General features: G+C 56.8%; 29 protein-coding genes, 1 tRNA gene and 1 pseudogene. 14 read left to right on the forward strand and 17 right to left on the reverse strand.

The annotated features are described in order from the left end of the window. Nucleotides 1-189 (forward strand): hypothetical protein (locus ACFDSS_RS05220; protein WP_375254709.1); only part of this gene is annotated, 189 nt, incomplete at its 5' end. Nucleotides 190-241: 52 nt separating this feature from the next. Here the strand turns inward: ACFDSS_RS05220 and ACFDSS_RS05225 are convergent. Together ACFDSS_RS05225 and ACFDSS_RS05230 are read right to left on the reverse strand one after the other, a co-directional pair. Then, nucleotides 242-317, reverse strand: a tRNA-Ala gene (locus ACFDSS_RS05225). A gap of 83 nt (nt 318-400) precedes the next feature. Continuing rightward, entirely contained in the window at nt 401-724 is a 324-nt protein-coding gene (locus tag ACFDSS_RS05230; protein WP_375254710.1) for a TIGR02300 family protein, read from the reverse strand. Nucleotides 725-836: 112 nt separating this feature from the next. Between ACFDSS_RS05230 and ACFDSS_RS05235 the strand changes: the two genes are divergently transcribed. Both ACFDSS_RS05235 and ACFDSS_RS05240 read left to right on the forward strand, forming a co-directional pair. Continuing rightward, complete coding sequence (locus tag ACFDSS_RS05235) at nt 837-1,526, forward strand: M48 family metallopeptidase (RefSeq protein ID WP_375254711.1); 690 nt, start codon at nt 837-839, stop codon at nt 1,524-1,526. A gap of 31 nt (nt 1,527-1,557) precedes the next feature. Next, entirely contained in the window at nt 1,558-2,205 is a 648-nt protein-coding gene (locus ACFDSS_RS05240; RefSeq protein ID WP_375254712.1) for a GntR family transcriptional regulator, read from the forward strand. On the opposite strand, the gene ACFDSS_RS05245 is transcribed toward ACFDSS_RS05240, so the two are convergent. The 10 genes and pseudogenes from ACFDSS_RS05245 to sucC all read right to left on the reverse strand — a co-directional run bounded on the left by ACFDSS_RS05245 (nt 2,202) and on the right by sucC (nt 13,006). Then, nucleotides 2,202-3,056, reverse strand: a complete 855-nt coding sequence (locus ACFDSS_RS05245) for a TerB family tellurite resistance protein (RefSeq protein ID WP_375254713.1) — start codon at nt 3,054-3,056, stop codon at nt 2,202-2,204. The genes ACFDSS_RS05240 and ACFDSS_RS05245 overlap by 4 nt on opposite strands. 147 nt (nt 3,057-3,203) lie before the next feature. Beyond that, complete coding sequence (gene lpdA / locus ACFDSS_RS05250; protein WP_375254714.1) at nt 3,204-4,592, reverse strand: dihydrolipoyl dehydrogenase; 1,389 nt, start codon at nt 4,590-4,592, stop codon at nt 3,204-3,206. Between the two features lie 22 nt (nt 4,593-4,614). Beyond that, nucleotides 4,615-5,026 (reverse strand): annotated as a pseudogene (locus tag ACFDSS_RS05255) (MAPEG family protein). Continuing rightward, nucleotides 5,027-5,428 carry a hypothetical protein gene (locus ACFDSS_RS05260; protein WP_375254715.1) on the reverse strand — a complete coding sequence of 134 codons (402 nt, stop codon included), beginning with the start codon at nt 5,426-5,428 and terminating at the stop codon, nt 5,027-5,029. A 146-nt stretch (nt 5,429-5,574) separates the two neighbouring features. Further along, nucleotides 5,575-6,762 carry a 2-oxoglutarate dehydrogenase complex dihydrolipoyllysine-residue succinyltransferase gene (odhB, locus tag ACFDSS_RS05265; RefSeq protein ID WP_375254716.1) on the reverse strand — a complete coding sequence of 396 codons (1,188 nt, stop codon included), beginning with the start codon at nt 6,760-6,762 and terminating at the stop codon, nt 5,575-5,577. Next, complete coding sequence (locus ACFDSS_RS05270; protein ID WP_375254717.1) at nt 6,762-9,719, reverse strand: 2-oxoglutarate dehydrogenase E1 component; 2,958 nt, start codon at nt 9,717-9,719, stop codon at nt 6,762-6,764. Before ACFDSS_RS05270 ends, odhB begins: the two co-directional genes overlap by 1 nt. After that, nucleotides 9,716-10,165, reverse strand: a complete 450-nt coding sequence (locus ACFDSS_RS05275; RefSeq protein ID WP_375254718.1) for a DUF805 domain-containing protein — start codon at nt 10,163-10,165, stop codon at nt 9,716-9,718. The genes ACFDSS_RS05270 and ACFDSS_RS05275 overlap by 4 nt, the downstream gene beginning before the upstream one ends. Beyond that, nucleotides 10,162-10,806, reverse strand: coding sequence for a class I SAM-dependent methyltransferase (locus ACFDSS_RS05280; RefSeq protein ID WP_375254719.1), 645 nt, complete (start codon nt 10,804-10,806; stop codon nt 10,162-10,164). The genes ACFDSS_RS05275 and ACFDSS_RS05280 overlap by 4 nt, the downstream gene beginning before the upstream one ends. A gap of 39 nt (nt 10,807-10,845) precedes the next feature. Beyond that, a complete protein-coding gene (sucD, locus tag ACFDSS_RS05285) occupies nt 10,846-11,727 on the reverse strand; it encodes a succinate--CoA ligase subunit alpha (RefSeq protein WP_375254720.1) in 882 nt (293 codons plus the stop codon). A gap of 85 nt (nt 11,728-11,812) precedes the next feature. After that, the gene (sucC, locus tag ACFDSS_RS05290) at nt 11,813-13,006 is read right to left on the reverse strand and encodes an ADP-forming succinate--CoA ligase subunit beta (RefSeq protein WP_375254721.1); all 1,194 of its coding nucleotides are present in this window, start codon (nt 13,004-13,006) and stop codon (nt 11,813-11,815) included. 200 nt (nt 13,007-13,206) lie between these two features. Between sucC and ACFDSS_RS05295 the strand changes: the two genes are divergently transcribed. Beyond that, a complete protein-coding gene (locus ACFDSS_RS05295; protein ID WP_375254722.1) occupies nt 13,207-14,217 on the forward strand; it encodes a glycosyltransferase family 2 protein in 1,011 nt (336 codons plus the stop codon). Between the two features lie 59 nt (nt 14,218-14,276). Here ACFDSS_RS05295 and mdh read toward each other — a convergent pair whose 3' ends face one another. Next, nucleotides 14,277-15,245, reverse strand: a complete 969-nt coding sequence (mdh, locus tag ACFDSS_RS05300; RefSeq protein ID WP_375254723.1) for a malate dehydrogenase — start codon at nt 15,243-15,245, stop codon at nt 14,277-14,279. 163 nt (nt 15,246-15,408) lie between these two features. Here mdh and ACFDSS_RS05305 point away from each other — a divergent pair, with 163 nt between their 5' ends. Then, on the forward strand, nt 15,409-16,161 hold the full coding sequence (locus ACFDSS_RS05305) for a sulfite exporter TauE/SafE family protein (protein WP_375254724.1): 753 nt from the start codon (nt 15,409-15,411) through the stop codon (nt 16,159-16,161). 5 nt (nt 16,162-16,166) lie between these two features. On the opposite strand, the gene ACFDSS_RS05310 is transcribed toward ACFDSS_RS05305, so the two are convergent. Then, nucleotides 16,167-16,475: a hypothetical protein gene (locus ACFDSS_RS05310; RefSeq protein WP_375254725.1), complete on the reverse strand. Its 309-nt coding sequence runs from the start codon at nt 16,473-16,475 to the stop codon at nt 16,167-16,169. A 200-nt stretch (nt 16,476-16,675) separates the two neighbouring features. Between ACFDSS_RS05310 and ACFDSS_RS05315 the strand changes: the two genes are divergently transcribed. From ACFDSS_RS05315 to ACFDSS_RS05355, 9 genes are all read left to right on the forward strand, one after another. Continuing rightward, nucleotides 16,676-17,518: an HpcH/HpaI aldolase/citrate lyase family protein gene (locus ACFDSS_RS05315; protein ID WP_375254726.1), complete on the forward strand. Its 843-nt coding sequence runs from the start codon at nt 16,676-16,678 to the stop codon at nt 17,516-17,518. Further along, nucleotides 17,515-18,069, forward strand: a complete 555-nt coding sequence (locus ACFDSS_RS05320; protein ID WP_375254727.1) for an NnrU family protein — start codon at nt 17,515-17,517, stop codon at nt 18,067-18,069. Before ACFDSS_RS05315 ends, ACFDSS_RS05320 begins: the two co-directional genes overlap by 4 nt. 4 nt (nt 18,070-18,073) lie before the next feature. Then, nucleotides 18,074-18,277: a DUF1737 domain-containing protein gene (locus ACFDSS_RS05325; protein ID WP_375254728.1), complete on the forward strand. Its 204-nt coding sequence runs from the start codon at nt 18,074-18,076 to the stop codon at nt 18,275-18,277. After that, on the forward strand, nt 18,274-19,299 hold the full coding sequence (locus ACFDSS_RS05330; protein WP_375254729.1) for a MaoC family dehydratase: 1,026 nt from the start codon (nt 18,274-18,276) through the stop codon (nt 19,297-19,299). The genes ACFDSS_RS05325 and ACFDSS_RS05330 overlap by 4 nt, the downstream gene beginning before the upstream one ends. 180 nt (nt 19,300-19,479) lie before the next feature. Then, nucleotides 19,480-19,863 carry a succinate dehydrogenase, cytochrome b556 subunit gene (sdhC, locus tag ACFDSS_RS05335; RefSeq protein WP_375254730.1) on the forward strand — a complete coding sequence of 128 codons (384 nt, stop codon included), beginning with the start codon at nt 19,480-19,482 and terminating at the stop codon, nt 19,861-19,863. A 13-nt stretch (nt 19,864-19,876) separates the two neighbouring features. Then, nucleotides 19,877-20,248 (forward strand): succinate dehydrogenase, hydrophobic membrane anchor protein, encoded by a 372-nt coding sequence (gene sdhD / locus ACFDSS_RS05340; protein WP_375254731.1) that lies wholly within the window; start codon nt 19,877-19,879, stop codon nt 20,246-20,248. A gap of 21 nt (nt 20,249-20,269) precedes the next feature. Beyond that, entirely contained in the window at nt 20,270-22,075 is a 1,806-nt protein-coding gene (sdhA, locus tag ACFDSS_RS05345) for a succinate dehydrogenase flavoprotein subunit (RefSeq protein ID WP_375254732.1), read from the forward strand. Next, nucleotides 22,075-22,365 (forward strand): hypothetical protein, encoded by a 291-nt coding sequence (locus tag ACFDSS_RS05350; protein ID WP_375254733.1) that lies wholly within the window; start codon nt 22,075-22,077, stop codon nt 22,363-22,365. Before sdhA ends, ACFDSS_RS05350 begins: the two co-directional genes overlap by 1 nt. A gap of 23 nt (nt 22,366-22,388) precedes the next feature. After that, the gene (locus ACFDSS_RS05355; protein ID WP_375254734.1) at nt 22,389-23,168 is read left to right on the forward strand and encodes a succinate dehydrogenase iron-sulfur subunit; all 780 of its coding nucleotides are present in this window, start codon (nt 22,389-22,391) and stop codon (nt 23,166-23,168) included. Between the two features lie 53 nt (nt 23,169-23,221). On the opposite strand, the gene ACFDSS_RS05360 is transcribed toward ACFDSS_RS05355, so the two are convergent. The 3 genes from ACFDSS_RS05360 to ACFDSS_RS05370 form a co-directional block, all read right to left on the reverse strand. Further along, nucleotides 23,222-24,205 (reverse strand): aldo/keto reductase, encoded by a 984-nt coding sequence (locus tag ACFDSS_RS05360; RefSeq protein ID WP_375254735.1) that lies wholly within the window; start codon nt 24,203-24,205, stop codon nt 23,222-23,224. Continuing rightward, complete coding sequence (deoD, locus tag ACFDSS_RS05365; RefSeq protein WP_375254736.1) at nt 24,202-24,906, reverse strand: purine-nucleoside phosphorylase; 705 nt, start codon at nt 24,904-24,906, stop codon at nt 24,202-24,204. The genes ACFDSS_RS05360 and deoD overlap by 4 nt, the downstream gene beginning before the upstream one ends. Nucleotides 24,907-24,972: 66 nt before the next feature. Beyond that, nucleotides 24,973-26,723: methylmalonyl-CoA mutase family protein (locus ACFDSS_RS05370; protein WP_375254737.1), on the reverse strand; the 1,751-nt coding region annotated here is incomplete at its 5' end.

The raw sequence follows: 26,723 nt of genomic DNA on the forward strand, positions 1-26,723 counted from the left end.
ATCTCCTTCGTGTTGAAGATCAGCAGACTACAAATCGCAGCTTACGTCAGTGTCCGATTTTCGGGGGGTAGCTCACTGATCCATTATCTCGCGCAGGGTGTCGCGGTTGTGACGCGTGGTTTTGACGATGAAGGTGGAATGCCGGGTGAGCAGCCGCCCAAACCTGTCGGTGACGTATCTGCCAGCTAGCGCTGACAATCGAAAGCCAGATTGACCTACGTTCATGATGATACGTGGGGGATGGTGGAGCCTAGGGGAGTCGAACCCCTGACCTCTTGCATGCCATGCAAGCGCTCTCCCAACTGAGCTAAGGCCCCATCCTGACAGCTTGCGCTCTCGCGCGCTGTCTATGCAGCGATCAGGCCGAGATCAAGTGAAAATCGCGCCCTGATGCGTTGTTTTAGTCGTCGTCGTTGGTGGCAACGTCGGCCAGTTCGTCAAGCGAAACTGTGTCGTCGTCATCATCTTCCAGCACATCATCGCCCAGATCGACGTCATCTTCGTCGTCGTCATCGTCGAGCACCAGATCTTCTTCCTCGGACGTCTCTTTCATCTTTGTGGTCTGCGCATCTTCGGCATCGGCGACCATCGTGCGGGTCTTGGATGTGTCGACCGCGACCTCATTGCCCGTGTAGGGGCTGATGATCGGGTTGGCGTTCAGGTCGTAAAAGCGTTTGCCGGTTTCGGGGCAAAGGCGCTTTGTGCCCCACTCTTCCTTAGGCATAGGCTATCCCTTCAAAAACATAAGTCGGACCCTTGCGGGTGATCGGTGCCAACTGCCATAACAGGCGGGGCGTGTCAAAGCCTTTGGCACCCGTAATCATGAGTAGCTGGATATGGGCCGTCATACACTCGAAGGCAACCCCCCGATTGATGTGACTTTGCGCCATTCTGCGCGGGCGCGGCGGCTGTCGCTGCGGGTCTCAAGGTTGGATGGTCGCGTGACGCTGACGATGCCGGACTATACCCCGGCACGCGAGGGTTTGGCATTCTTACAAAGCAAGGAGGACTGGCTGCGCGGGCATATCGCGAAGCTGCGTCCCGCACGCCTTGTCGATGTGGGCAGCGAAGTACTTTTCCGAGGGCGAATAGTGCGCGTCGTTGAGGGCACGGGCCGGCGCGCTGCGCTTAAAAAGGACGTTATTGAGGTCGCCGCCAGCAAGCCCGCCGCCGCCCAGATCAAGGCTTTGCTGCGCCATCACGCCCGTGACGCCTTGGCGGAAGCCTCTGACCGATATGCGCGGAGTTTGGGGTGTTCCTATACCCGGCTCAGCATCCGCGATACCCGGTCGCGCTGGGGGTCGTGTTCGGCGCAAGGCACGCTCATGTATTCGTGGCGCCTGATTATGGCGCCTGTGCCCGTGCTGGACTATGTGGCTGCGCATGAGGTCGCGCATCTTGTTGAAATGAATCATCAGCCCGCGTTTTGGCAAGTGGTCGCAGGGCTGTGCCCGGATTACCAATCCCACCGTCATTGGTTGCGCAATCACGGTGACACGTTGCATCAACTGCGCTTCGACGATTGACCTGCGCAGCGTTTGTGATCACAAATGAATTATGATCCAACCACGCGTTCAAGACACCACCATATCAGCGCACGAACGGATATATCGTGCCTTGCGGACCCGCATCATGCACGGCGAAATTGTTCCCGGTGAAGCGCTCACCCTGCGCGGTATTGGCAAATCCTACGATGTTTCCATGACGCCCGCGCGTGAGGCGGTTCGCCGTCTTGTTGCCGAAGGTGCGTTGTTTCTATCATCTTCCGGGCGCATTTCCACGCCTGTCTTGTCGAACGAACGGATCGAGGAACTGGCGACGCTGCGGGCCTTGTTGGAATGTGAGCTGGCGTCACGCGCCCTGCCGCGCGCGCATTTCGCGCTGATTGAGCGGTTGGAGGGGATCAACCAAGGCGTGAACCAAGTGATCGCGCGGCAAGATGCAACCGGCTATATCCGCATGAACCTTGAGTTCCACCGCACGCTTTACTTGCGCGCACAGGCGCCTGCGATGCTTGCAATGACCGAAACCGTCTGGCTGCAATTGGGTCCCACCATGCGGGCGCTCTATGGGCGTCTGAAGCGGAAGGAGCCACCCTACAATCACAAGCTGATCCTCGCAGCGCTCAAGGCCGGCGACGAACCAAGTTTGCGACTGGCCGTGCGTACCGATGCGACGCAGGGCTTGTTGATGCTGAAAGGCTAGCCTGCCTCGTTGGGCAGGACCGGCGGGTAATTATCGAGGTCATTGAACGTCAGGTTCATCACCCGCCGGAAGTCTTCGCCCGGCATCCCAATTCCAGCGGCAAGATTGGTCAGGAATTCATGCTCGGGTGGCAGCATCCTGCCATCGGCCAAGGCGACATAAAACGCCGCGCGCATCATGCGATCCTTTTCTGCATCGCGCAATCCCGTGCCAAAATCGATAAAGTCCCGCATCGACAGGTTCATATCGATCTGGTCGGTAATCCGCATGATCTCGGACGGTTTGAAATTGCGTTGGGTGAGGCGTTTGGCTGTCTGCCCAATGATCGAGACCCCTTTTGAGTCCACGGCCCCGCGCGACCGGGCGACATAGCACATCACAGTGAGTATGCGTTGGCTGGCTTTGCTACGCAGCGGTTTCTTGCCGCCGCCTGCAAGGGATGTAAGCCTGCGGAAGATTATGAACAGCATCGCCAATGCGATGAGCGCCCAGGGCGCCACGTTGCGCATCGTCTGTTCCTGGGAGTTTTCAGGCGTGACTGGCAAACTGGCGTCAATCAGGTCGAAGGATTGCGCCGTTTCCAGCTGGACAGCTGTCAAAGTCGCATCAATCTGCGTGATACATCCATCCGAGGACAGTACGTAGTCGACCGGATTGCTCGTGATCGTGACCCCCCAAATCCGAAATTCCCGCGTCGTGTGGCAAAGGGACAGCGCCTGGCCTTGCGGTTTTCTCAACTCTGTTTCCGACACGAACTGAAGGCCATCGAACATGCCTGTGTCGTCGCTGAAGGCCTGTGCTGGGTTGCCCAAGAGGGCCGCGGCCATGAACGGGATCAGAAATCGGATCATTTTCACACTCACACTGGGGCCCCGACGTATCATTCGGAACCATCGCTACGATACAGTTGTAACCATACCGAATAATTAATGCGTGACCAGTGATCGGTTGCGCTGAGATCGGTCTGCGTGGCCAAAATACCTCCGCAGACACGATGCCTAGGCGTGAATTGCCCCGTCGCCGCAAGCAAGTGCGGCTTCGCGCACGGCCTCTGAGTAGGTCGGATGCGCGTGGCATGTTCGCGCGATATCCTCGGCGGCAGCGCCAAATTCCATCGCAACACAGATCTCGTGGATCAAATCGCCAGCCATGGGGCCAATGATATGCGCGCCCAAGACACGGTCCGTCGTCGCATCAACGAGAATTTTGACAAAACCATCGCCTGCAAAATTCGCCTTGGCCCGCGCGTTGCCCATAAAAGGAAACTTGCCGACTTTATATTTGCGCCCTTGTTCCTTGAGGGTTTCCTCTGTCTCGCCGACGTTGGCAACCTCGGGGTGCGTATAGATCACACCGGGGATTACCCCATAATTTACATGGCCATGCTGACCCGCAATGACTTCGGCAACTGCCATGCCTTCGTCTTCGGCCTTATGCGCCAGCATCGGACCCGCGATCGTATCACCGATCGCGTAAATGCCTGCGACATTGGTGGCGTATTGGGTATTGGTCTTGATCTGGCCACGGTCGGTCATTTCGATGCCAAGCTCTGTCAGACCCAGCCCATCGGTGAAGGGTTTGCGGCCAGTGGCAACTAAGACCGTATCCGCGGTCAAGGAATGCTCACTGTCGTCCTTGCGCAGCTGATACGTCACGGTCGCTTTGTTGGCCTTGACCGAAACACCCTGCACAGCGGCGCCGAGCGTGAACTTCAACCCTTGCTTTGTCAGCATCTTCTGGAACTGACGCGCGATTTCGGCGTCCATGCCGGGGGTGATGGCATCGAGGAATTCGACAACTTCGACCTCTGCACCAAGACGTGCGTAGACCGAACCCAATTCAAGCCCGATCACACCGGCCCCGATCACGACCAGTTTCTTGGGCACTTTGCCCAACTCCAACGCACCCGTGGAGGTCACAACAGTCTTTTCATCCACTTCGACACCCGGCAGGCTGGATGCCTCAGAACCGGACGCGATGACAATATGCTTCGCTTCATGTATCTCATCGCCGACATTCACTTTGCCTGCCTCGGGGATGGAACCCCAGCCTTTGATCCAGTCGACCTTGTTCTTCTTGAACAGGAATTCGATCCCGCCAGTGTTTTGCGCAATTGTTTCTTCTTTGTAGGTAAGCATCTGCTTCCAATCGACCGAAGGTGCTTTCCCCTTCAGGCCCATTGTCGCGAAGTTATGCTCTGCTTCGTGCAGCATATGTGTCGCGTGCAGCATCGCCTTGGAGGGAATGCAGCCCACATTCAGGCAGGTGCCGCCGAGCGTCTCACGCCCCTCAACGCAGGCGACCTTCATGCCCAGTTGGGCGCAGCGGATCGCGCAGACATAGCCGCCGGGGCCGGCACCGATTATGATGACATCATAGCTGGACATGTGGGTCTCCTTCGGGAGTTTCTTAAAACAGGGCTGACACGATCATCAGCATGGTTGCGAGGAAGCCTACAAACCAAATCAGCGAACGCCAAGGCGCGAGGCCGAAATAATATGCGGGCACATAAAGGATGCGCGCGGCCAAATAGGTCCATGCGCAAAGGGCGGAAAGGCCGGTGCCTTTTGTCACCAAGGGTGATGACGACGACGGCGATTGTGAACAGGATCAGCGCTTCGAAATGATTGTTCATCGCGCGGATCAGGCGGGCGGTCGTGTCGCTGACCTGATCTACCATCGGCTTATCCATCCGACTGGTGTCACGTGGCGAAAGCGTCTTGCCAGGACCCATTTCGAGGTTGGCAGGGACCGCCATGAGAGTGAATTGCGCAGCTTGGAGAAGTGCGGCGAGGGCGAGGACGGTGAGTTCAGGGGTCATTCAGTTACCCATCGATTTGGTAAATCCGCCAAGAATACCGCCAATAGCATCACCAAATTGCCAGAGTGAGCGGTCGGAGCTGCCGACTTTTTCAATGACATTTGATAGAACTTCTGGCTCTCCATCCACCGTGATCTTTTTCCCTAGAATGGCAAAACCCTCTGATGTCAGAACTGGCCTTAGCACCACACCACTTCCCGGGCCGTCGATTGCCTTGACTAGCCTAGAAACACGAATGATCTGTTCGCTTTGAAGCCATTCAACACATGGGAAAAAGAAAGGGGCAAAGCTGTCATCTAGTTCCAACTCGGAAAATCTCAGCTCCGTTTCTTGGATACCCCAATCTACGAGCAGTGAAAGAATCCTAGCGATGACAATTTCACTTTTCTGTAAGTCAGTCATGATCAGAGGCTCCGCCCGCATTACCGGGCAGCCCCCGACCCTCCCGTTTTGCCGAAGGCAAACCTGCGGTTTGACGGGAGGGGGCTTCACCCCCACCCAGGGTCAGGGGCTGCCCTCTGTTGGTTTGATGCAACATAGTTTTTCGCTTACAGATCCATCAACAACCGCCGTGGATCTTCAAGCGCTTCTTTCACCCGCACGAGGAACGTCACCGCCCCTTTGCCGTCCACGATCCGGTGGTCGTAGGACAATGCCAGATACATCATCGGACGGATCACAACCTGACCATTGATCGCCATGGGCCGATCCTGGATTTTGTGCATCCCTAAAATACCTGACTGCGGTGGGTTCAGGATCGGCGATGACATCAGCGAGCCATAGACACCGCCGTTGGAGATCGTGAAGGTGCCGCCTTGCATTTCAGCCATGCTCAGCTTGCCGTCGCGCGCCTTGGCGCCCATCTCAGCGATGCTTTTTTCGATGGTGGCGAATGACATCTGATCGGCGTCGTTAATCACCGGCACCACAAGGCCCGTCGGCGTGCCTGCCGCGATGCCCATGTTGACGTAGTTTTTATAAACCACATCGGTGCCATCGATTTCGGCGTTCACCTCTGGCACTTCATTCAGTGCGTGTACGCAGGCCTTGGTGAAGAAGGACATGAAGCCCAGTTTCACACCGTGCTTCTTCAAAAACAGGTCTTTGTATTCGTTGCGCAGCGCCATTACCTCCGTCATGTCGACCTCATTGTAGGTGGTCAGCATTGCGGCGGTGTTCTGGCTGTCTTTCAGCCGCTTGGCGATGGTTTGGCGCAGACGCGTCATCTTCACGCGCTCTTCGCGTTCGGCCTGATCTGCTGCGACCGGCGCGCGTGGCGCGGTGGCTGGTGCTGGCGCAGGGGCGGCAAGGGCGTTCAACACGTCTTCTTTCATCACGCGACCGTCTTTGCCTGTGCCCTGCACGTTCGAGAGGTTGTTTTCGGCCATCAGCTTCTTAGCAGAGGGTGCATCCTCGACGTCTTTGGCCGCGGCTGCTGAAGCTGGTGCGGCTTCCGCCTTTGGCGCTTCTTTTTTGGCGGCAGGGGCGGGTGCGGCATCACCTTCTGCGATCTGCGCCAGAAGCGCGTCTACACCCACGGTTTCGCCTTCGGCGGCCACGATTTCCGACAAGGTGCCAGCGACGGGGCTTGGCACTTCGACGGTGACCTTGTCTGTTTCCAGCTCGCAGAGCATTTCATCAACCGCAACGGCATCGCCGGGTTGTTTGAACCATGTGGCAACAGTGGCCTCTGTCACGGATTCGCCAAGGGTCGGGACGCGGACTTCGGTGCTCATTACTTTGTTCCTTCGATGGTCAGCGCATCATTCACGAGGGCTGCTTGTTCTGCTTTATGTTTGCTGGCCAGACCTGTGGCAGGCGAGGCGGCGGCGGCGCGTCCGGCATAGACGGGCCGTGTGTGTTTGGCTTTGATCCGGGTGAGAACCCATTCGATATTGGGTTCCATAAAGGACCACGCACCTTGATTGCGTGGTTCTTCCTGACACCAGACCATTTCGGCGTTTTTGAAGCGTTCCAATTCCTTGACCGCAGATTGCGCAGGGAAGGGATAGAATTGCTCATAGCGCATGATGTAGACGTCTTTGATCGCGCGGGCGTCGCGTTCTTCGAGCAGGTCAAAGTAGACCTTGCCCGAACACATCACGACTCGCTTGATCTTGCTGTCAGCCACCAGTTTCGTATCTGAATTTCCGTGCTGGGCATCGTCCCACAAGACGCGGTGAAAACTGGAGCCGGTCGTGAATTCTTCACGTTTGGAGACAGCCATTTTGTGCCGCAAAAGCGACTTCGGTGTCATCAGGATCAGCGGCTTGCGGAAAGTCCGGTGCAACTGGCGCCGCAACAGGTGGAAGTAGTTCGCTGGTGTCGTGCAGTTCGCAACAATCCAGTTGTCGCCACCGCACATCGTCAAAAACCGCTCCAAGCGCGCGGATGAATGTTCTGGACCTTGGCCCTCATAGCCATGCGGCAGCAGGCAAACGAGGCCGGACATCCGCAGCCACTTGCTTTCGCCGGAGCTGATGAACTGGTCAAACATGATCTGCGCGCCATTGGCAAAATCGCCGAACTGTGCTTCCCAAAGGGTCAGCGCGTTCGGTTCGGCCAGCGAATAGCCATACTCAAACCCCAAGACCGCGTATTCCGACAGCATCGAGTCGATGACCTCATATTGTGCCTGCCCCTTGCGGATGTTGTTGAGCGGGTAGTACCGTTCTTCATTGTCCTGATTAATCAGCCCCGAATGCCGGTGGCTAAAGGTGCCGCGCGTACAGTCCTGACCTGACAGGCGGACCGGATAGCCTTCTGTCAGCAGAGAGCCAAAGGCGAGCGCCTCTCCCGTTGCCCAGTCGAGCCCTTCGCCGCTGTCGAACATCTTGGCTTTATTTTCGATCAGACGCCCGATGGTCTTGTGCAGCGGGAAGTTCTCAGGTGCTTTCGACAGGGCTTCACCGACCGCATTGAAGGTTGCGTCTTCAATGGCAGTCACGCCACGTTGGTAATCTTCATCTTTGCGGTCCAGATGCGACCACTTGCCATCGAGCCAGTCCGCCTTGTTCGGTTTGAAGTTCTTACCAGCCTCAAATTCCTCGTTCAGATGCGCCTGAAACGCGGCTTTCATATCCTCGACTTCGCCCTCTGGGATCAAGCCATCGCGAACGAGGCGTTCGGTATAAAGCGTCAGCGTCGTCTTTTGTTTTTTGATCTTCTTGTACATCAACGGGTTGGTGAACATCGGCTCATCGCCTTCGTTGTGACCAAACCGGCGGTAGCAGATGATGTCCAGAACCACATCTTTATGGAACTTCTGGCGGAATTCCGTGGCCACGCGAGCGGCGTGAACGACCGCTTCGGGGTCATCGCCGTTGACGTGAAAGATCGGCGCCTCAACCATCAGTGCGATGTCCGTGGGATAAGGGCTGGAGCGGCTGAAGTGCGGCGCTGTGGTGAAACCGATCTGGTTGTTCACGACGATATGCATCGTCCCGCCGGTTTTGTGGCCCTTCAAGCCGGACAGGCCAAAGCCCTCGGCCACGACGCCTTGACCTGCGAAGGCCGCATCACCGTGCAGCAGTATTGCCATCACACGGGTGCGTTCTTCGTCCTTCTTCTGGTCTTGCTTGGCGCGGACCTTGCCCAACACAACCGGGTTGACCGCTTCAAGGTGCGACGGGTTGGCTGTCAGCGACAGGTGGACTTCGTTGTCATCAAAGCTGCGATCCGAGGATGCACCGAGGTGATATTTCACATCACCTGACCCATCAACATCTTCTGGTTTGAATGACCCGCCCTGAAACTCGTTGAAAATCGCCCGGTAGGGTTTTTCCATGACATTTGCCAACACCGATAAACGACCACGGTGCGGCATGCCGATGATGATCTCATCTAGGCCAAGCTGACCACCGCGTTTGATGATCTGCTCCATCGCGGGGATCAGGCTTTCGCCGCCATCCAGACCGAAGCGCTTGGTGCCCATGTATTTGACGTGCAGGAATTTCTCGAAGCCCTCGGCCTCGACCAAGGAATTCAGGATCGCTTTGCGCCCGTTCTTTGTGAAGGCGATTTCCTTGCCATATCCTTCGATCCGCTCTTTGAGCCAACCGGCCTCTTCCGGGTTCGAGATATGCATATATTGCAGCGCAAAGGTGCCGCAATAAGTGCGCTGCACGATGGCTATGATCTCATTCATAGTGGCCATTTCGAGGCCAAGAACATTATCGATAAAGATCGGGCGATCCATGTCGGCGGGGGAGAAACCGTAAGATTTTGGATCAAGCTCAGGGTGTGGTGTGTTTTCGCGCATACCAAGCGGGTCAAGATCCGCGATCAGGTGGCCACGGATACGGTAGGCGCGGATAATCATCAGCGCGCGAATACTGTCGAGCACAGCAGCGCGGACTTGATCCTCAGAGAGGCTCACACCCTTTTCGGCAGCTTTTTCCTTGATCTTCTTGCCAGCGGCTTCCGGCTCTGCTGGCCACTGGCCGTCCAAGGCCGCCGTCAGATCATCGTTTGGGGCAGGTGGCCAATCAGGCCTTGCCCAGCTGGGGCCCGCGGCCTCTGCCTTGGCGTCCGTGGGCGCGTCGCCCAGTGACCGAAAGAACGCCTGCCAGCTTTCATCGACCGCGCCGGGGTTGTCGGCGTAGCGCGCATAGAGCTGTTCTACATATTCCGCATTGTGCCCTTGCAAGAAGGACGAGGCGTGGAAGACGTCGTTGGGGGAATGATCGTTCATGAGGGGACCTCATTTCGGGTTGAGGGGTCTGTTGAAAAAACCGCCTGTGAAGGGGCAAGCAATGATACGGCCGAAAATGCAACAAGCAGAAGGCTGATGCCTTTGTATTCAAGTGGTGTGAGTATCCCTGAATAGATGAGGATGAGACCGCCAGTGACAAAAGTTACTGTTGGATAGACCCAGATCAACGGAGAAAAATCTGCATCGATCGCGCGTCGGGTCATGGCCGCGGGTAGGCTGAACCAGAGTAGAAAGGGTGATAAAACCAAAAGGTAAGGAGCGAGCGAAAGAGGCTCTTCTGGCACAAGCGTTTCGAAAATTGCCGCCGCGACAAAAGGGAAAGTCAATACTGACACCGCAAGCCACCAAAACTCTGACCGCGCGGCGCGTCCTTTGAATTTGAAAGACTTGGCAACGCCGGTCTTAATGGCTTGGACCGGACTCATGACAGGACCCTTTTTGGTTTATGGGCGACCGCAATCATGGACTTCGCCAACGGTGGGACGCGCCCCGCATAGGCAAAATGGTCAACGACCAGCCCGGCCTCGGTTAACAATTGGGTTAGTGTTTTGACGGACCAGAATTTGATATGGCCGTGGTCCCAAAGGGCGGTGAAATGCGCGTCCATCTTGCCCGTGACCGCCATTGCAAGGTTCTTGACATAGCCATGATAGGGGGTCGAAATCAGTGCCGTGCCGCCCTCCGCGAGAAGGCTCGCTACTGTGCTTGCATAATGGCGCGGATCATAGACGTGTTCGACAACCTCCAGGCTGATGAGCGCGTCGAACAGGCCGTATTGATCGGCAAGATCATCATAGGCCGACCCATATGCCAGCCGGAGATCGGGGTAACTGGTCTTGGCCTGTGCGATGCCGTCCTCAGAGACATCTACGCCTGTCACATCCCATCCCATGTCAGCGCAGGCCTTGGAAACAGAGCCGTTGCCGCAGCCAAGATCAAACAGACGTCGCCGTGCATCCGGCAGTTTGGCCAATTCGGCAGAAACCGCAGGCATCAGGTAGGCATGAGACGCATTGAAGCGTGCATCATCGTATGCGTAGCCGCCGATGTTGCCCATCTCCTTCATCTTCACGCCCTCCCTGGCAGTCCGCCGCGCGGTTGCGCTTTAGCCGATGGCTTTCAAAACCGCTTCGCCCAACGTTGCAGGGCTGTCTGCAACAACGATACCTGCAGATTTCATGGCCTCGATTTTGCTTTCCGCATCACCTTTGCCGCCCGCAACAATCGCACCGGCATGACCCATGCGACGGCCCGGAGGCGCAGTGCGCCCGGCGATAAAGCCAGCCGTCGGCTTCCAGCGGCCCTTTTTCTTTTGCGCGGTCAGAAACTCGGCGGCTTCTTCCTCCGCAGAGCCACCGATTTCACCGATCATGATGATGGAATGCGTCTCATCATCATCAAGGAACATATCCAGCACGTCGATATGTTCCGTCCCTTTGATCGGATCGCCACCGATGCCAACGGCTGTGGATTGGCCCAGACCGCTGTCAGATGTCTGCTTCACGGCCTCGTACGTCAGCGTGCCGGAGCGGGACACAACACCGACCGAGCCACGTTTGTGAATGTGGCCGGGCATGATGCCGATCTTGCAGGCGTCAGGTGTTATCACGCCGGGGCAATTGGGGCCAATCAGGCGGGAAGCGGACCCTTCGAGCGCCCTTTTTACACGCATCATGTCGAGGACGGGGATGCCTTCGGTGATGCAGATAATCAATTCCATCTCGGCGTCGATCGCTTCGAGAATTGAATCCGCCGCGAAGGGGGGCGGGACATATATGACTGAGGCATTCGCTTGGGTCACAAGCCTTGCTTCGTGGACCGAGTTGAAGATCGGCAGGTCAAGATGCGTCTGCCCGCCCTTACCGGGGGTCACGCCGCCGACCATTTTGGTGCCGTATGCAATCGCTTGCTCAGAGTGGAATGTGCCTTGCGAGCCGGTGAGGCCCTGACAGATGACGCGTGTGTTTTCGTTTACGAGAATGGCCATTTAGGTGGCTCCTTGGAAATTCTTTTTGTAGGGCGGGATACGTCCCACCGATGACAGCACGGCGGGGCGCGCCCCGCCCCACGGATTATCCTTTGACGGCTTTCACAATCTTCTGCGCCCCGTCCTTGAGGTCGTCGGCGGCAATCACGTCAACGTCACTTTCGTTGATAATGCGCTTGCCTTCTTCCACGTTCGTGCCTTCAAGGCGCACGACCAGAGGCACCTTCAAGCCGACCTCTTTCACCGCCGATACAACGCCCTCTGCGATCACATCGCAGCGCATGATGCCGCCGAAGATGTTCACAAGGATGCCTTTGACCTGCGGGTCAGATGTGATGATCTTGAACGCCTCGGTGACTTTCTCTTTGGTCGCACCGCCGCCAACGTCAAGGAAGTTGGCAGGCTCTGCACCATAAAGCTTGATGATGTCCATTGTCGCCATGGCAAGGCCAGCACCGTTGACCATGCAGCCGATTTCACCGTCCAGTGCGATGTAGTTCAGGTCAAACTTTGAGGCGGCGAGTTCCTTTGGGTCTTCCTCAGTCTCATCGCGCAGGGCGGCGACATCGGCGTGGCGGTAGACGGCGTTGCCATCAAAGGCGACTTTCGCGTCGAGGACTTTCAGATCACCGCCGTCGGTCACGATCAGCGGGTTAATCTCCAGCATCTCCATGTCTTTTTCGACGAAGGCTTTGTAAAGGTTGCCCATCAAGGCAACACATTGCTTCACTTGCTGACCCTTGAGGCCAAGCGCAAAGGCCACGCGGCGGCCATGGAACGGCTGGTAGCCGGTTGCGGGGTCAACTGTGAAGTTCAGGATCTTCTCCGGCGTGTTTTCGGCCACTTCTTCGATGTCCATGCCGCCCTCAGTGGAACAGACAAAACCGATGCGGCTTGTTGCGCGGTCAACCAGCAGGGCAAGGTACATTTCGGTTTCAATGCCAGAGCCGTCTTCGATGTAGATGCGGTTGACTTGCTTGCCAGCAGGGCCGGTCTGGTGTGTGACCAACGTGCGGCCCAACATCTTCTTTGCTTCCTGCGCGGCTTCTTCAACCGATTTGGCGAGACGCACACCGCCCGCTTCGCCTGCATCAACTTCCTTGAATTTGCCTTTTCCGCGCCCACCAGCATGGATTTGGGCTTTGACAACCCAAAGTGGCCCATCAAGTTCCCCGGCTGCGGTTTTGGCATCTTCAGCGCGTGTGACAGGGCGACCGTCGGAGACAGGTGCGCCATAGCTGCGCAACAAGGCTTTGGCCTGGTATTCATGAATGTTCATAAGACAATTCCAATTTGGCTACAGTTGAAGCAGCTTAAACATAGAAAAATCTTCATTTCTAAGGGAAAAATCGGAAATGCGGCGAAAATCGAACATTTGTGATCACAGGAATTTTTAGTGTGATCACAAATCCCAGTGCCTTGTTCCAGATCAATTTTTAATCGGTTTAAAAAGAATCGCGGCGATGTTAGCCAAGGGCTATGACCGCATCCAATCCAACTTGGGCCGTTGTTGCAACCGTGGATGAGCCGCCCGCGGTGGTTCAGGCGTTTGTTGCATGGCATTTGTCTATGGGCGCGTCGCATGTTTCGATCTACTGCGACAGGCCCGATGATCCGTTGGTCGACATACTGAGAGACCTGCCGAAAGTCACTGTGATTGCGAGTGACAATGCCCATTGGCTGACGTTAGGAAGCAGCCGCCCGCGGCGCCACGAAGTCAGGCAGGTGCGCAATGCGCGCCATGCCTATGCCGCGACGGATGCAGATTGGTTGATCCACATGGATGCGGATGAGTTTATCTGGTCTGACGCGCCCATTTCAGAACACCTCGCCAGCCTTGCCGAAACTGTTGACGCATGGGGGTTGCCGGTCGCGGAGCGCGTGCATCTGGCGGATGATCCTGGGCTAAGCATCTTTGAAGGGGCATTTCGGCGACCCTATCACGGCTCCAACAAGCAGGGGCGCGAAACTTTCGGGCGGGGCTATTATCTGACCTACAAAGGTCTGACGGGACATGCGCAGGGAAAGACCTTTGCGCGGGTAAACCGCGCGCTTTCATTGTCGATCCACCGCGCGAAGTCAGAGGTTGAAGGCTATGACGTCATCCATGAAAGGGCTCCGTGCGACGCCGTTGAATTGCTTCATTTTGATGGGCTGACGGCATTTCAATGGTCTTTCAAACTGGCGCGTCTGGCCTTTGCACTGGAGCGCGCAGACGGGATGCTGCCACCTGTTCATCGCGCGCGCCAACTCAAATCGCTCTATGATGATCGAGAGCGGGCACCGGCTTTGTATGAGCGCCTCAAGTCTGTTGATGATGCATTGCAGGATGTGATGCGCGCGCATGATGTCTGGTCGCAGCCGCCCTTTGATCCGGGTCCTGCCTTGGCAGCCCTTTTCCCCGATGCAAATATTGATCTTTCGCCAACTGCAATTGATGCATGGTTGCGGTCCAACAAGAAACACGTGCTATCGCACCTGAAAAATTAGGCACACAAATGCAAAAGGGCCGTCCGAAGACGACCCCAGATATCACTTTTGCCTGACGTCTATGCCAAGCTGTCGTCGATGCCCTTACAAGCGGCAACAAGGCCCTTCACGGCTTCGACAGACTTGTCGAACATGGCTTGCTCGTCTTTGTTCATCTTGATCTCGACCACGCGCTCAACGCCGCCAGCACCGATGATCGTCGGAACACCAACATAGAAGCCATCAAGGCCATAGGCGCCATCAACATGTGCGGCACATGGCAGCAGGCGCTTTTGGTCTTTCAGGTAGGCTTCGGCCATTTCGATTGCCGATGCGGCTGGTGCATAGAATGCGGAACCGGTTTTCAGCAGGCCAACGATCTCAGCGCCGCCATCGCGGGTGCGCTGTACGATCGCGTCCAGTTTTTCCTGTGTGGTCCAGCCCATTTCAACCAGATCAGGCAACGGAATACCGGCAACTGTGGAATAGCGTGTCAGCGGCACCATCGTGTCGCCGTGTCCGCCCAGAACGAATGCGGTGACGTCGCGCATGGAGACGTTGAATTCATCTGCAAGGAAGTGACGGAAGCGGGCACTGTCCAAAACGCCCGCCATGCCGCAGACCTTTTCAACGGGCATACCCGAGAATTCGCGCAGCGCCCAGACCATCGCATCAAGCGGGTTGGTGATACAGATTACAAAGGCGTCTGGCGCATGTGCGGCGATGCCTTCGCCGACAGATTTCATGACCTTGAGGTTGATGCCAAGCAGGTCATCGCGGCTCATCCCGGGCTTGCGTGCAACGCCCGCTGTGACGATGCAGACATCCGCGCCCGCGATCTCGGCGTAGTCGTTTGTCCCTTTCAGAGCAACGTCGATCCCCGAAACCGGGCCGCTCTCCGCGATGTCGAGCGCTTTGCCGCGCGCGACGTCGCCTTCCTCGGCAATGTCGAACATGATGATGTCGCCAAGCTCTTTGGTCGCTGCGAGGTGGGCAAGCGTGCCGCCGATTTGTCCGGCGCCGATAAGGGCAATCTTGGGTCTGGCCATTGAAACAGGTCCTTTGGTGATTTGGTTTCGGCGATGTGGGTAAGGCTTTGCAGGGCTTTGCGCAAGTGTGCTGCGCTGCGGCATCACAATTGTCGTTGTGGCCAATGGTCGTCGAAACCGCTAACGAAAGGTGAAAACAACACTATTCAGGACAACTTGCATCATGGAATTTGGCTGGCAATTCTTTGCGGTTGGCATCCCTGCGATCATCTTTGGCGGCGTCTCCAAGGGCGGATTCGGCTCCGGTGCGGCCTTTGTTGCAGGGGCGATTCTTGCGTTGGTCATGCCGCCCGGTGTGGCGTTGGGGATTGTCTTGCCGCTTTTCATGTTGGTCGATGCGGCGACGTTGAGACCCTATTGGGGCAAGTGGCATTGGCCATCCGCCAAAGGTCTGATGATCGGCGCTGTGCCGGGGGCCATGCTTGGCGCGGCTCTTTATGCGGTGGTTGACGCGGATGTCTTTCGATTTCTGATCGGGGTGATTTGTCTCGCCTTTGTCGGCTTTCAGTTTTCGCGTGCGGTGGGTTGGCTCAGCGTCCGCAAGATGCCGTTTTCCGCCCCATGGGCTTGGTTTGCAGGGATGGTCAGTGGTTTCACAAGTTTTGTAAGCCATGCCGGTGGGCCGCCATCCGCGGTGTTCTTGCTGTCGCAGGGGCTGAGCAAAACCGCATTTCAGGCCACCACCGTCGTCGTCTTTTGGGCTGTCAACTGGATGAAAGCCGTGCCTTATGCATTCTTGGGGATTTTTAGCCTTGATACGATGTTGGGCAGCCTCTTGCTCGCTCCATTTGCGCTTTTGGGCGCCTGGATCGGGATCAAAGCGCATCATTTGGTACCGGAGCGGTTATTCTTCGGGCTGACTTATGTCATGTTGGTCCTGACGGGCATCAGGCTGATCTGGGTCGCTTTGACCTAGGCCTGTCATCCGTTAACGGGCAAAAAGCGTGTCAAAGGTTCACCGAGGTATTGATAGGCTTGCCCTGCGGCAACCAAACAGGTCAATCCGTCAGGTGCGGTCACTGTAATTGTCCATGATCCGGTGTCGGGGGAGGAAAAAACTTCCACCATTGTTTGGTCACGCGAAAGGTCCAGCAGTTGCCGGGTTTCGCCAAAGTGTTTGGCAAGACGTGCAACAATTTGGTCGTGATCGGCACAAACGAGCGGTTGTGACTGCACCTGGGTGGCACTGATTGTCGCGGCGACAACGCCGAATGATAGCAAGTAAAACATGCGTCGCATCCGCTTTCCCTTCCAAAGCCCTGCGCCGCCGGTATCCACCCGGAGAATGCGCCAAATCATCCCGACACCCTGCACCCAAAAAGTTAACAGATCGTAAGGATGCCTCGCCTTGCTGCGATGCGGCATTTATACCTTGAATGATTTGCGAAAGTCTGGCCTTTTTCACGCAACTTTGTTGCGAGGAAGATTCGATGCATCACCGCCCTTACCGGTCCGCCCTTTACATTCCCGGATCCAAAGACCGCGCCCTGGACAAGGCGCGGGGTCTGCCGGTGGATGTGATTCTGTTCGATCTGGAAGATGCCGTCGCGCCGGATGCAAAGGCCCCCGCGCGCGAAACTCTGGCGGCAGCATTGGTCGCTGGTGGATATGGCCCGCGTCTGAAGATCGTGCGCATCAACGGGCTGGATACGACATGGGGCGCAGACGATGCGGCAGCAGTCGCCACGATGGCGTGTGATGCGGTTCTGCTGCCAAAAGTGAACGGTCCGGAGGATGTTGATGCGTTGGCAGCATTGGTGCCGGATTTGCCGATCTGGGCGATGATGGAAACTCCGCAGGGTATTTTGAATGCCGCGGCGATCGCCGCACACCCGCAGATTGCGGGTTTTGTTTTAGGTACGAACGATCTGGCCAAGGACCTCAATTCACGCGGCAGGGCCGCTCTTATGACCTCTTTGCAGATCTGTATGCTTGCGGCGAAGGCGGCGGGCATTGTCGCCCTGGATGGTGTCTACAATGCGTTCAAGGATGAAGATGGCCTGCGCGGGGAATGCGCGGAAGGGCGCGACATGGGGTTTGATGGCAAGACGTTGATCCATCCCGCACAGATCGCGATTGCAAACGCAGCCTTCGGTCCGACCAAGGATGAGATTGATTTGGCGCGCCGTCAGATCGCAGCCTTTGAGACAGCCGAGGCCCAAGGGCAGGGGGTTGCAGTTGTCGATGGGTGTATCGTTGAGAACTTGCATATTGTGACCGCCCGCGCGACCTTGGCAAAATCTGACGCGATCAATGCACTGGAGACTTCATGACCTTACTTATCGCAGGCGTTGCCCTTTGGTGGGCTGCCCATCTTTTCAAACGGCTTGTCCCCGACGCGCGGCAAGCGCTTGGCGGTGCAGGCTATCCCATAATGGCCGTGACAATCATTTTCAGCGTTGTGTTGATGGTTATGGGCTACCGTGCCGCTGACGGTGCTGTTTATTGGGAGAGCGATCCGATGTGGGTCGGGATCAATAACCTACTGATGGTGCTGGCCTTTTACTTTTTCGCAGCCAGCGCTGCGAAGGGCGCGAAAATCTGGCTCGGCACAAAGATCCGCCACCCGCAGCTATCGGGGTTTTCAATCTGGGCGGCCGCCCACCTTTTGGTGAACGGCGATGTGCAATCGATTATCCTCTTTGGTGGCCTGTTGGCTTGGGCGCAGGTTGAAATCAAACTGATTAACGCGAAAGAGGGCCCATGGCAGGTGCCGCCCCGGGCACCGGTCAAAAAGGAGGTTGTCGCCGTCGTCGTGACGTTTGTCGTTGTCGCACTTGTGATGGCCATCCACTACGCGCTGGGCGTTCGACCATGGGGCTAGGTGCATGAAAATCTACAGATTGCTGACTGAGGACGACAAATCCGCCTTTTGTCATAAAGTGTCCGAGGCCCTATCGAAAGGGTGGGCGCTTTATGGCGATCCGACCTATGCCTATGACCATGCAAATGGCGTGATGCGATGCGGCCAAGCCGTCACCAAGGATATCGACAAACCCTATTCGTCGGATATGACGTTAGGCCAGCAATGACCAAGACAAACGCGGGCCGCTTTTTCGAAGACTACGCCGTCGGTGATGTTATCAGCCATGCTGTTCCGCGCACAATTTCGGGTGGTGAGCGTGCAATGTACCACGCGTTGTACCCCGCACGGGGCGCGCTCTACTCATCGGATGAATTCGCACGGGCAAGCGGTTTGCCGGCCTCTCCTGTCGATGATCTGATAACTTTTCATACGGTTTTCGGCAAAACGGTGCCCGACGTTTCGCTTAATGCAGTGGCCAATCTGGGTTATGCGGATGGGCGTTGGGTCTTGCCGGTTTATCCCGGCGATACGTTGACGTCAGAGTCTGAGGTGATCGGGGTCAAACAGAACTCGAATGGAAAATCTGGCGTGGTCTGGGTGCGCACGACGGGGCGCAATCAGCATGGCGCGGCGGTGTTGCGCTATGTTCGTTGGGTCATGGTGCGCAAACGCGGCGAAGGCGGAGCACCAGAAACGGTCGTGCCGGAGCTGGCGAAGACCGTTGCGCCCTCGGACCTTGTCGTGCCGACCGGTCTCAATTTTGAAGCCTACAATTTTAATCTGGCAGGAGAACCGCACCGGCTTGGCGACTATCAGGTTGGTGAAATCATCGACCACGTAGACGGTGTGACTGTGGAAGAGGCAGAGCATATGCTGGCCACCCGTCTGTGGCAGAATACCGCGAAGGTGCATTTCGATGCGACCAATCGCGCGGACGGGCAGCGATTGATCTACGGCGGGCATTTGATTTCGCTCGCGCGGGCGCTGTCGTTCAATGGGCTGGCCAACGCGCAGATGATTGTCGCGCTGAATGGTGGCGCACATGTCAACCCTTGCTTTGCGGGGAATACCGTCCGCGCTTGGTCAGAGGTCCTGGATGTGGCTGAAACCGATGCGCCCGGCGTTGGCGCAATCCGATTACGTCTGGTGGCGACCAAAGGCGCTTGCGGTGAATTGCGTGGCGAAGACGGCAAATATCTAGCGGATGTACTTCTCGATCTGGACTATTGGGCATTAATGCCAATCTAGCGACGGCATTTTGTGATCACGTAAAATTTTTGTGTGATCACATATCAAAGAAATTCGCGTTGCGCGTCACTTTTTCACAGTTCATTTGATCTGTGTCACGTGACTCCATGTGCAAAAGTGTGCAAGAAATGTCCAACAACGCGTCTTGCCGGACGCGTGAAGCCGACGAAGGGAACGCTTATGGCTGATGTGAACAGGGGCAATCGCCCCCTCTCACCGCATTTGGAGATCTACCGCCCACAGTGGACATCCATCTCATCAATTCTTGTGCGGATCACAGGGAACGCGATCATCCTCGCGGCCTTGCTGATTGTCTGGTGGTTTGTCGCTGCGGCCACTGGGCCGGCTGCATTCGCCATTGCGAACGGCTTCATCACCAGCTGGTTTGGTGATCTGATTATGTTCTTTTCAGTCTTGGGACTTTGGTACCATATGCTCGGTGGCTTGCGTCACCTTGTCTGGGACAGTGGCCGGATGCTGGACGTTGATAAGTCGGAACTCGCCGCGCAGATGATGATGGTGCTGACGGTGTTGCTGACGATCTTCACCGTCGTGGTACTTTGAGGGGGATCAAGCAATGGCATTTCTGACTGACCGCAAGCGCGCAGACGGCCTTGGCTCTGCCAAGACGGGGACAGAGCATCATTGGCAAATGATGGTGTCGTCGGTGGCGTTACTGATCCTGATCCCATTATTTGTTTTCACATTTGGTTGGATTCTCGGGTCGCCTTATGAAGAAGTGATCGCCTACTACCAGCGGCCGTTCCCTGCTGTTGTGGCAATTCTGACGATGCTCGTTGGTTTCTTTCACTTCCGTGGCGGCGTCCAAACCCTGATCGAAGACTATGTCCATGGTTTCATGCGCAAGGCGCTTATCATCGGCATGATCTGCCTGTCTTATGCTGCGGCGGCCTTTGCTGTTTTCGCAATCCTGCGCATCGCACTTTAATACCATGTCGGAGCTTACCTGATGGCTGCTTATGAATACGAAACCCACACCTATGACGCGATTGTTGTTGGTGCTGGCGGTGCCGGTCTGCGTGCGACGCTCGGACTGGCGGAACAGGGTCTTCGGACCGCCTGTATTACCAAGGTCTTCCCAACCCGTTCACACACCGTTGCCGCACAAGGCGGGATTGCTGCCTCACTTGGCAACATGGGACCGGATAGCTGGCAGTGGCACATGTATGACACGGTCAAGGGCTCTGACTGGTTGGGCGATACTGACGCGATGGAATATCTGGCCCGTGAAGCGCCCAAGGCGGTCTACGAGCTTGAACACTACGGCGTGCCATTCTCGCGGACGGATGAGGGTAAAATCTATCAGCGTCCCTTTGGCGGCCATACAACTGAATTTGGCGAGGGCCCGCCGGTTCAGCGGACATGTGCCGCCGCAGACCGGACCGGGCACGCGATTTTGCACACGCTCTATGGCCAGTCGCTGAAACAGCAGGCTGAATTCTATATCGAATACTTCGCCCTCGATCTGATTATGTCAGACGACGGCATTTGTCAGGGCGTGATTGCATGGAAGCTGGACGACGGCACAATGCATGTCTTCAACGCAAAGACGGTTGTGCTGGCGACTGGCGGTTATGGCCGTGCATATTTCAGCGCCACATCAGCCCACACCTGCACAGGTGACGGTGGCGGTATGGTGGCCCGTCAGGGTCTGCCAATGCAGGACATGGAATTCGTCCAATTCCACCCAACAGGTATATACGGTGCAGGTTGCCTCATTACGGAGGGCGCGCGTGGGGAAGGCGGTTATCTGACCAATTCCGAGGGCGAGCGTTTCATGGAGCGTTACGCACCGAATTACAAAGACCTGGCGCCGCGCGATTATGTCAGCCGCTGTATGACGATGGAAATTCGTGAAGGCCGTGGTGTCGGTGCGAATGGCGACCACATCAGCCTGAACCTTAACCACCTGCCCAAGGAAGCCTTGGCGGAGCGTTTGCCCGGCATCTCGGAAAGCGCGCGTATCTTTGCGGGCGTCGATGTCACCAAGGAAGCGATCCCTGTTCTGCCGACTGTACACTATAACATGGGTGGTATTCCGACGAATTATTATGGTGAGGTTCTTAATCCCACCAAGAAAGACCCTAACGCTGTCGTACCGGGCCTTATGGCCGTGGGCGAGGCTGGTTGTGCGTCTGTGCATGGCGCGAACCGCCTCGGCTCCAACAGCCTGATTGACCTCGTGGTCTTTGGTCGCGCCGCTGCGATCCGTGCTGGCGAAGTCGTGGACCGTGCCGCATCCAATCCAACGCTGAACCAGTCTTCGGTAGATGCCTGTTTTGATCGCTTTGATGGCTTGCGCCACTCCAAAGGGACCGTTGGCACGGCTGAGTTGCGGCTTGAGATGCAAAAGGCGATGCAGGCAGATGCGGCTGTGTTCCGGACCGACAAAACGCTCGGTGAAGGCGTCAAGAAGATGACTGATATCGCGGGTAAGATGGATGATCTATCCGTCACCGACCGCAGCCTTGTCTGGAATAGCGACCTGATGGAAACGCTTGAACTGACAAACCTCATGCCAAATGCTTTGGCGACGATTGTTGGCGCAGAGGCGCGCAAAGAAAGCCGCGGCGCGCACGCGCATGAGGATTATTCCACGCGTGACGATGAAAACTGGCGGGTGCACACCATCAGCCACATCGACGACGAGAAGGTGAAGCTGAGCTATCGGCCAGTTATCACAGCTCCGCTGACAACTGAAAAGCAGGGCGGTATATCCGAAGCAAAGATTGCGCCGAAGGAACGGACGTTTTGATGCGAGCTTTCGCATATACGATCCTCGGCCTTGGCGCATTGGCCGCGTGTGGCCAAATCACGGCTGAACAAGCGGCAGACCGATGCGAGGATCGGGCGCGCGCGGCTCAAGGACCTGAGGTTGAGATGATTATGGGTGTCAGCCGTGAAAATGGGGCGTTTGGCGGCGCCTCTGTCGGCATCAGCCTTGATGCGCTGCAAGGCCGAGACCCGCAGGCCGTCTATGAAAGCTGCGTGATGAACCTGACCGGTGAGACGCCGATCCGGCCTGTTCAACTACGTGACATGTAGGCGAAGCGAGAAGAAAGAAGAAAATGGTACAACTTACACTTCCAAAGAATTCCCGCATGAAAGTCGGCAAGACCTGGCCAAAGCCGGAGGGTGCGACAAACCTGCGTAAAGTCCAAGTCTATCGCTGGAACCCGGATGACGGGAAGAACCCGCAGTTGGACACGTATTTCGTGGACATGGACACCTGTGGCCCGATGGTTCTGGATGCGCTCATCAAGATCAAGAATGAGATCGACCCGACCCTGACGTTCCGCCGATCGTGCCGCGAAGGGATTTGCGGCTCTTGCGCGATGAACATTGACGGGATCAACACGTTGGCCTGTATCTACGGCATGGATGAGATCAAGGCGGATGTAAAAATCTATCCGCTGCCACACATGCCCGTCATCAAGGACTTAATCCCTGATTTGACCCACTTCTATGCGCAGCATGCCTCTGTCATGCCGTGGCTTGAAACCAAGACAAACCGCCCTGCGAAGGAATGGAAGCAATCTGTTGATGACCGCAAAAAGCTCGATGGGCTTTATGAATGCGTCATGTGCGCGTGTTGTTCGACGTCCTGCCCATCGTATTGGTGGAATGGTGATCGCTATCTTGGGCCAGCGGCGTTGTTGCATGCCTATCGTTGGATCATCGACAGCCGTGATGAGGCCACGGGCGAGCGTCTGGATGAGCTGGAAGACCCCTTCAAGCTTTATCGCTGCCACACGATCATGAACTGCGCGAAGACGTGTCCGAAGGGTCTCAACCCAGCCAAGGCGATTGCACACATCAAAGGCATGATGGTCGAGCGCGTCGTTTAAGACGCCTCCCCGATCAATCGAAAACGCCGCCCGTTGAGGCGGCGTTTTGCGTATCAGCAGTAGCGTTCCGGCGCGCGGGACTGCCCGTCGCTGTAGCGATCCCCCCATGCCCAGCCGACGGGCAGGACCGCATCAATCTGCGCCACCAAATCCGGGGTCATTTCGATGCTGTCCGCTTGCGCCCAGTCACCGGCGTGAGCAGCGGTGCGGCTTCCAGGAATTGGGATGACGTGATCCCCCTTTGCCAAGAGCCATGCCAGCGCCAATGCAGGCGCGCGATGCCCATAGGACGCGGCGAGCGTGTGAAAAGCCTCGGCGCGGGACTTGTTCTGGGACCAGTTCGGCTCTTGAAAACGGGGCATTTCACGGCGAAACGCGCCAAAGTCAGAATGCGCAGGATCAATCACGCTGCGTCCAAAGACACCACGCGCAAGCGGTGAAAAGGCAACGAATGTAACGCCCAGTCGGTTGCATTCCTGAAGCAATCCAAGTTCAGGCAGCCGTGTCCAAAGCGAATACTCGTTCTGCACTGCCGTCACGGGCGTTTCCGCATGCCCGCGCCGCAAGGTCGTGGGCGAAATTTCCGACATGCCCCAACCGCCAATCTTTCCTGCATCAATCAAGCGCCCCATAAAACCCGCGACCTCCTCGACAGGGACAGCAGGCTCGCGCCGGTGAATATAGAAAAGGTCAACATAATCGACGCCAAGTCGCATGAAGGAGCCTTCAAGTTCAGCTTCCAGATAGGCGGGATCGTTGCTGATGGGATGCTTTGGATCGCGGGTGATACTTGCCTTTGTCGCAATGCTCGGTTGGTGCCCGCGCGCTGCCATCCAGCGCCCGACAACTTCTTCGGATGTATAGGGACCATAGATATTCGCGATATCGAAATGGCTGATCCCCATGTCCCAGGCGCGGTCCATGACGGCGAAACTGTCAGCTTCATTCGTCGGTCCGGTCAACCCGCCAAAGGACATGCAGCCCAGCCCAACCGCGCCGACTTCCGGGCCGTCTGCCCCTAACTTGCGCTGCTTCATGTGAAGGCCGCCGTCAGTGCAATGTCGACCATATCCCCGAATGACCGCTCGCGATCTTCCGCCGGCAAGGCTTCATGGGTGATGAGGTGGTCGCTGACGGTCAGGACGGCCAAGGCACGCCGGCCGTGACGGGCGGCGAGATTGTAAAGCTCAGCGGCTTCCATCTCCACCCCGAGGATACCATGGCGGACCATCTGCTCGTTCAGATCGGGGCGTTCGTCATAAAAGACATCCGACGAATAAATACCCCCAACATGGGTTGGCACACCTTTCGCCTTGGCCGCGTCATGGGCCGCCGCGAGCAAGCCATAATCCGCGCAGGGCGCAAAGTTCAACTCTTTGAAGATCCCGCTGGAAGGCGTCGAAAGCGTCGAGGCCGTCATCGCAAGAATAACATCTCGAATACCGACCTGTTTTTGCATCCCCCCGCATGATCCGATGCGGATCAGCGTTTGTACGTCATAATCAGAAATCAATTCATTCGCGTAAATCGACAGCGACGGCATGCCCATGCCTGACCCCTGGATCGTGACTGGATGGCCGTTCCAGGTGCCTGTGAACCCCAACATACCCCGGACTTCATTGATGCAGCGGGCATCCTTCAGGAAAGTCTCTGCCGCCCATTTCGCGCGATACGGATCGCCGGGCATTAGAACGGTCGGGGCGACATCGCCTTTTTCCGCGCCGATATGGATTGTCATCTGGTGGGCCTCCGCATTGTCAGAGGCCCAGTCTAGGGTAATTTCACGCCAAGAGGAAAGACGGTTTTATTCCGCCGCGACCGATCGTGGATCAACAAGCGTCACAATGTCGGCCATGATCTTGTTCAGCTCGAAATCCTTGGGTGTGTAGACTTTGGCCACACCCATTGCGCGCAATTCCTGTGCGTCCTCATCCGGGATGATGCCGCCCGCAATCACCGGGATATGGGCGATACCTGCCGCATTCAGGCGCGTCATCACGTCACGCACCAGCGGGATGTGGGAGCCGGACAGAATAGACAGCCCGATCATATGCACATCACCGTTTCGGGCGGCAGTCACGATTTCCTCTGGTGTCAGCCGGATGCCTTCGTAGTCGATTTCCATTCCACAATCGCGCGCCCGTGCGGCGATCTGTTCGGCCCCGTTGGAATGTCCATCAAGACCGGGTTTGCCCACAAGGAATTTCAAGCGACGGCCGAGGGCAGTGCTGACCAGATCAACCTGTTCGCGCAAATCATCCAGCCCTTCGGTCCGGTTGGAAGGGTTGTTGCTGACGCCGGTAGGCGCGCGATACTGGCCAAAGGCGCTCCGGATGACATCGGCCCATTCACCGGTGGTCACACCCGCACGGGCGCACGCGATTGAGGGGACCATGATGTTTGTGCCGTCATCGGCCGCCGCGCGCAGATCGCCAAGTGCTGCTTTGACGGCCGCCGCGTCACGGTCGGCTTTCCAAGCATTCAGGCGGCGCAATTGATCGGCTTCTGCCTCTGGGTCGGCTACCATGATCGCGTCGTCACCTGCCGTCAGGGGCGAAGGTTCACCCGCTTGCCACTTGTTCACGCCAACAACAGTCGTGTCGCCGTTTTCGATCCCACCGATGCGGGCTGCGTTGCTTTCGACAAGGCGTGATTTCATATAGCCGATGGCGCCAACGGCCCCGCCCATGCCGTCGATCTGAGCAAGCTCTGCCCGCGCACCTTCTTTGAGGGCATCAACTTTGCGCTCAATAGCCGGGTTTCCTTCGAAGAGATCATCAAATTCCAACAGATCTGTCTCATACGCCAAGATCTGTTGCATCCGCAGGGACCATTGCTGGTCCCACGGTCTTGGAAGGCCAAGCGCTTCGTTCCATGCTGGCAATTGGACTGCACGGGCGCGGGCGTTTTTCGACAGGGTTACGGCAAGCGTTTCCAGCAAAATCCGGTAGACGTTGTTTTCGGGCTGCTGTTCGGTCAACCCAAGCGAATTTACCTGCACACCATAGCGGAAGCGGCGGTATTTGGCGTCTTCGACACCGTAGCGGGTCGCGCAAATCTCGTCCCACAACTCCACGAAAGCGCGCATTTTGCACAGCTCTGTGACGAAACGGATGCCTGCATTCACGAAGAATGAAATGCGGCCGACCATGGCGGGGAAATGCTCTGTGGGGACTTTGCCTTTGAGGTCATCAAGAACCGCAGTTGCGGTTGCGAGTGCAAATGCCAGTTCTTCCTCGGGCGTCGCGCCCGCTTCTTGCAGATGGTAGGAACACACATTCATCGGGTTCCATTTGGGCAGATGTTCGCGGGTATAAGCAGCCACATCGGTTATCATCCGCAATGATGGCTCTGGCGGGCAAATATAGGTGCCGCGGGATAAATATTCCTTGATGATGTCGTTTTGCACCGTGCCTTGCAGCGCGCTGACATCGGCGCCTTGTTCTACTGCGACGGCAATGTAGAGCGACAACAACCAAGGGGCCGTCGCGTTGATCGTCATTGAGGTGTTCATCTGATCCAGCGGGATATCATTGAACAAGGCGCGCATGTCAC

The sequence above is a fragment of the Yoonia sp. genome (assembly GCF_042093035.1).
In the GTDB taxonomy this organism is placed as follows: Bacteria; Pseudomonadota; Alphaproteobacteria; order Rhodobacterales; family Rhodobacteraceae; genus Yoonia.

Bases quoted from the DNA above. Each gene is read 5' to 3' on its own strand.
- ACFDSS_RS05230 (WP_375254710.1), bottom strand. From the start codon at position 724: ATGCCTAAGGAAGAGTGGGGCACAAAGCGCCTTTGCCCCGAAACCGGC.
- ACFDSS_RS05235 (WP_375254711.1), top strand. From the start codon at position 837: ATGGGCCGTCATACACTCGAAGGCAACCCCCCGATTGATGTGACTTTG.
- ACFDSS_RS05240 (WP_375254712.1), top strand. From the start codon at position 1,558: ATGATCCAACCACGCGTTCAAGACACCACCATATCAGCGCACGAACGG.
- ACFDSS_RS05245 (WP_375254713.1), bottom strand. From the start codon at position 3,056: ATGATCCGATTTCTGATCCCGTTCATGGCCGCGGCCCTCTTGGGCAAC.
- lpdA (WP_375254714.1), bottom strand. From the start codon at position 4,592: ATGTCCAGCTATGATGTCATCATAATCGGTGCCGGCCCCGGCGGCTAT.
- ACFDSS_RS05260 (WP_375254715.1), bottom strand. From the start codon at position 5,428: ATGACTGACTTACAGAAAAGTGAAATTGTCATCGCTAGGATTCTTTCA.
- odhB (WP_375254716.1), bottom strand. From the start codon at position 6,762: ATGAGCACCGAAGTCCGCGTCCCGACCCTTGGCGAATCCGTGACAGAG.
- ACFDSS_RS05270 (WP_375254717.1), bottom strand. From the start codon at position 9,719: ATGAACGATCATTCCCCCAACGACGTCTTCCACGCCTCGTCCTTCTTG.
- ACFDSS_RS05275 (WP_375254718.1), bottom strand. From the start codon at position 10,165: ATGAGTCCGGTCCAAGCCATTAAGACCGGCGTTGCCAAGTCTTTCAAA.
- ACFDSS_RS05280 (WP_375254719.1), bottom strand. From the start codon at position 10,806: ATGAAGGAGATGGGCAACATCGGCGGCTACGCATACGATGATGCACGC.
- sucD (WP_375254720.1), bottom strand. From the start codon at position 11,727: ATGGCCATTCTCGTAAACGAAAACACACGCGTCATCTGTCAGGGCCTC.
- sucC (WP_375254721.1), bottom strand. From the start codon at position 13,006: ATGAACATTCATGAATACCAGGCCAAAGCCTTGTTGCGCAGCTATGGC.
- ACFDSS_RS05295 (WP_375254722.1), top strand. From the start codon at position 13,207: ATGACCGCATCCAATCCAACTTGGGCCGTTGTTGCAACCGTGGATGAG.
- mdh (WP_375254723.1), bottom strand. From the start codon at position 15,245: ATGGCCAGACCCAAGATTGCCCTTATCGGCGCCGGACAAATCGGCGGC.
- ACFDSS_RS05305 (WP_375254724.1), top strand. From the start codon at position 15,409: ATGGAATTTGGCTGGCAATTCTTTGCGGTTGGCATCCCTGCGATCATC.
- ACFDSS_RS05310 (WP_375254725.1), bottom strand. From the start codon at position 16,475: ATGTTTTACTTGCTATCATTCGGCGTTGTCGCCGCGACAATCAGTGCC.
- ACFDSS_RS05315 (WP_375254726.1), top strand. From the start codon at position 16,676: ATGCATCACCGCCCTTACCGGTCCGCCCTTTACATTCCCGGATCCAAA.
- ACFDSS_RS05320 (WP_375254727.1), top strand. From the start codon at position 17,515: ATGACCTTACTTATCGCAGGCGTTGCCCTTTGGTGGGCTGCCCATCTT.
- ACFDSS_RS05325 (WP_375254728.1), top strand. From the start codon at position 18,074: ATGAAAATCTACAGATTGCTGACTGAGGACGACAAATCCGCCTTTTGT.
- ACFDSS_RS05330 (WP_375254729.1), top strand. From the start codon at position 18,274: ATGACCAAGACAAACGCGGGCCGCTTTTTCGAAGACTACGCCGTCGGT.
- sdhC (WP_375254730.1), top strand. From the start codon at position 19,480: ATGGCTGATGTGAACAGGGGCAATCGCCCCCTCTCACCGCATTTGGAG.
- sdhD (WP_375254731.1), top strand. From the start codon at position 19,877: ATGGCATTTCTGACTGACCGCAAGCGCGCAGACGGCCTTGGCTCTGCC.
- sdhA (WP_375254732.1), top strand. From the start codon at position 20,270: ATGGCTGCTTATGAATACGAAACCCACACCTATGACGCGATTGTTGTT.
- ACFDSS_RS05350 (WP_375254733.1), top strand. From the start codon at position 22,075: ATGCGAGCTTTCGCATATACGATCCTCGGCCTTGGCGCATTGGCCGCG.
- ACFDSS_RS05355 (WP_375254734.1), top strand. From the start codon at position 22,389: ATGGTACAACTTACACTTCCAAAGAATTCCCGCATGAAAGTCGGCAAG.
- ACFDSS_RS05360 (WP_375254735.1), bottom strand. From the start codon at position 24,205: ATGAAGCAGCGCAAGTTAGGGGCAGACGGCCCGGAAGTCGGCGCGGTT.
- deoD (WP_375254736.1), bottom strand. From the start codon at position 24,906: ATGACAATCCATATCGGCGCGGAAAAAGGCGATGTCGCCCCGACCGTT.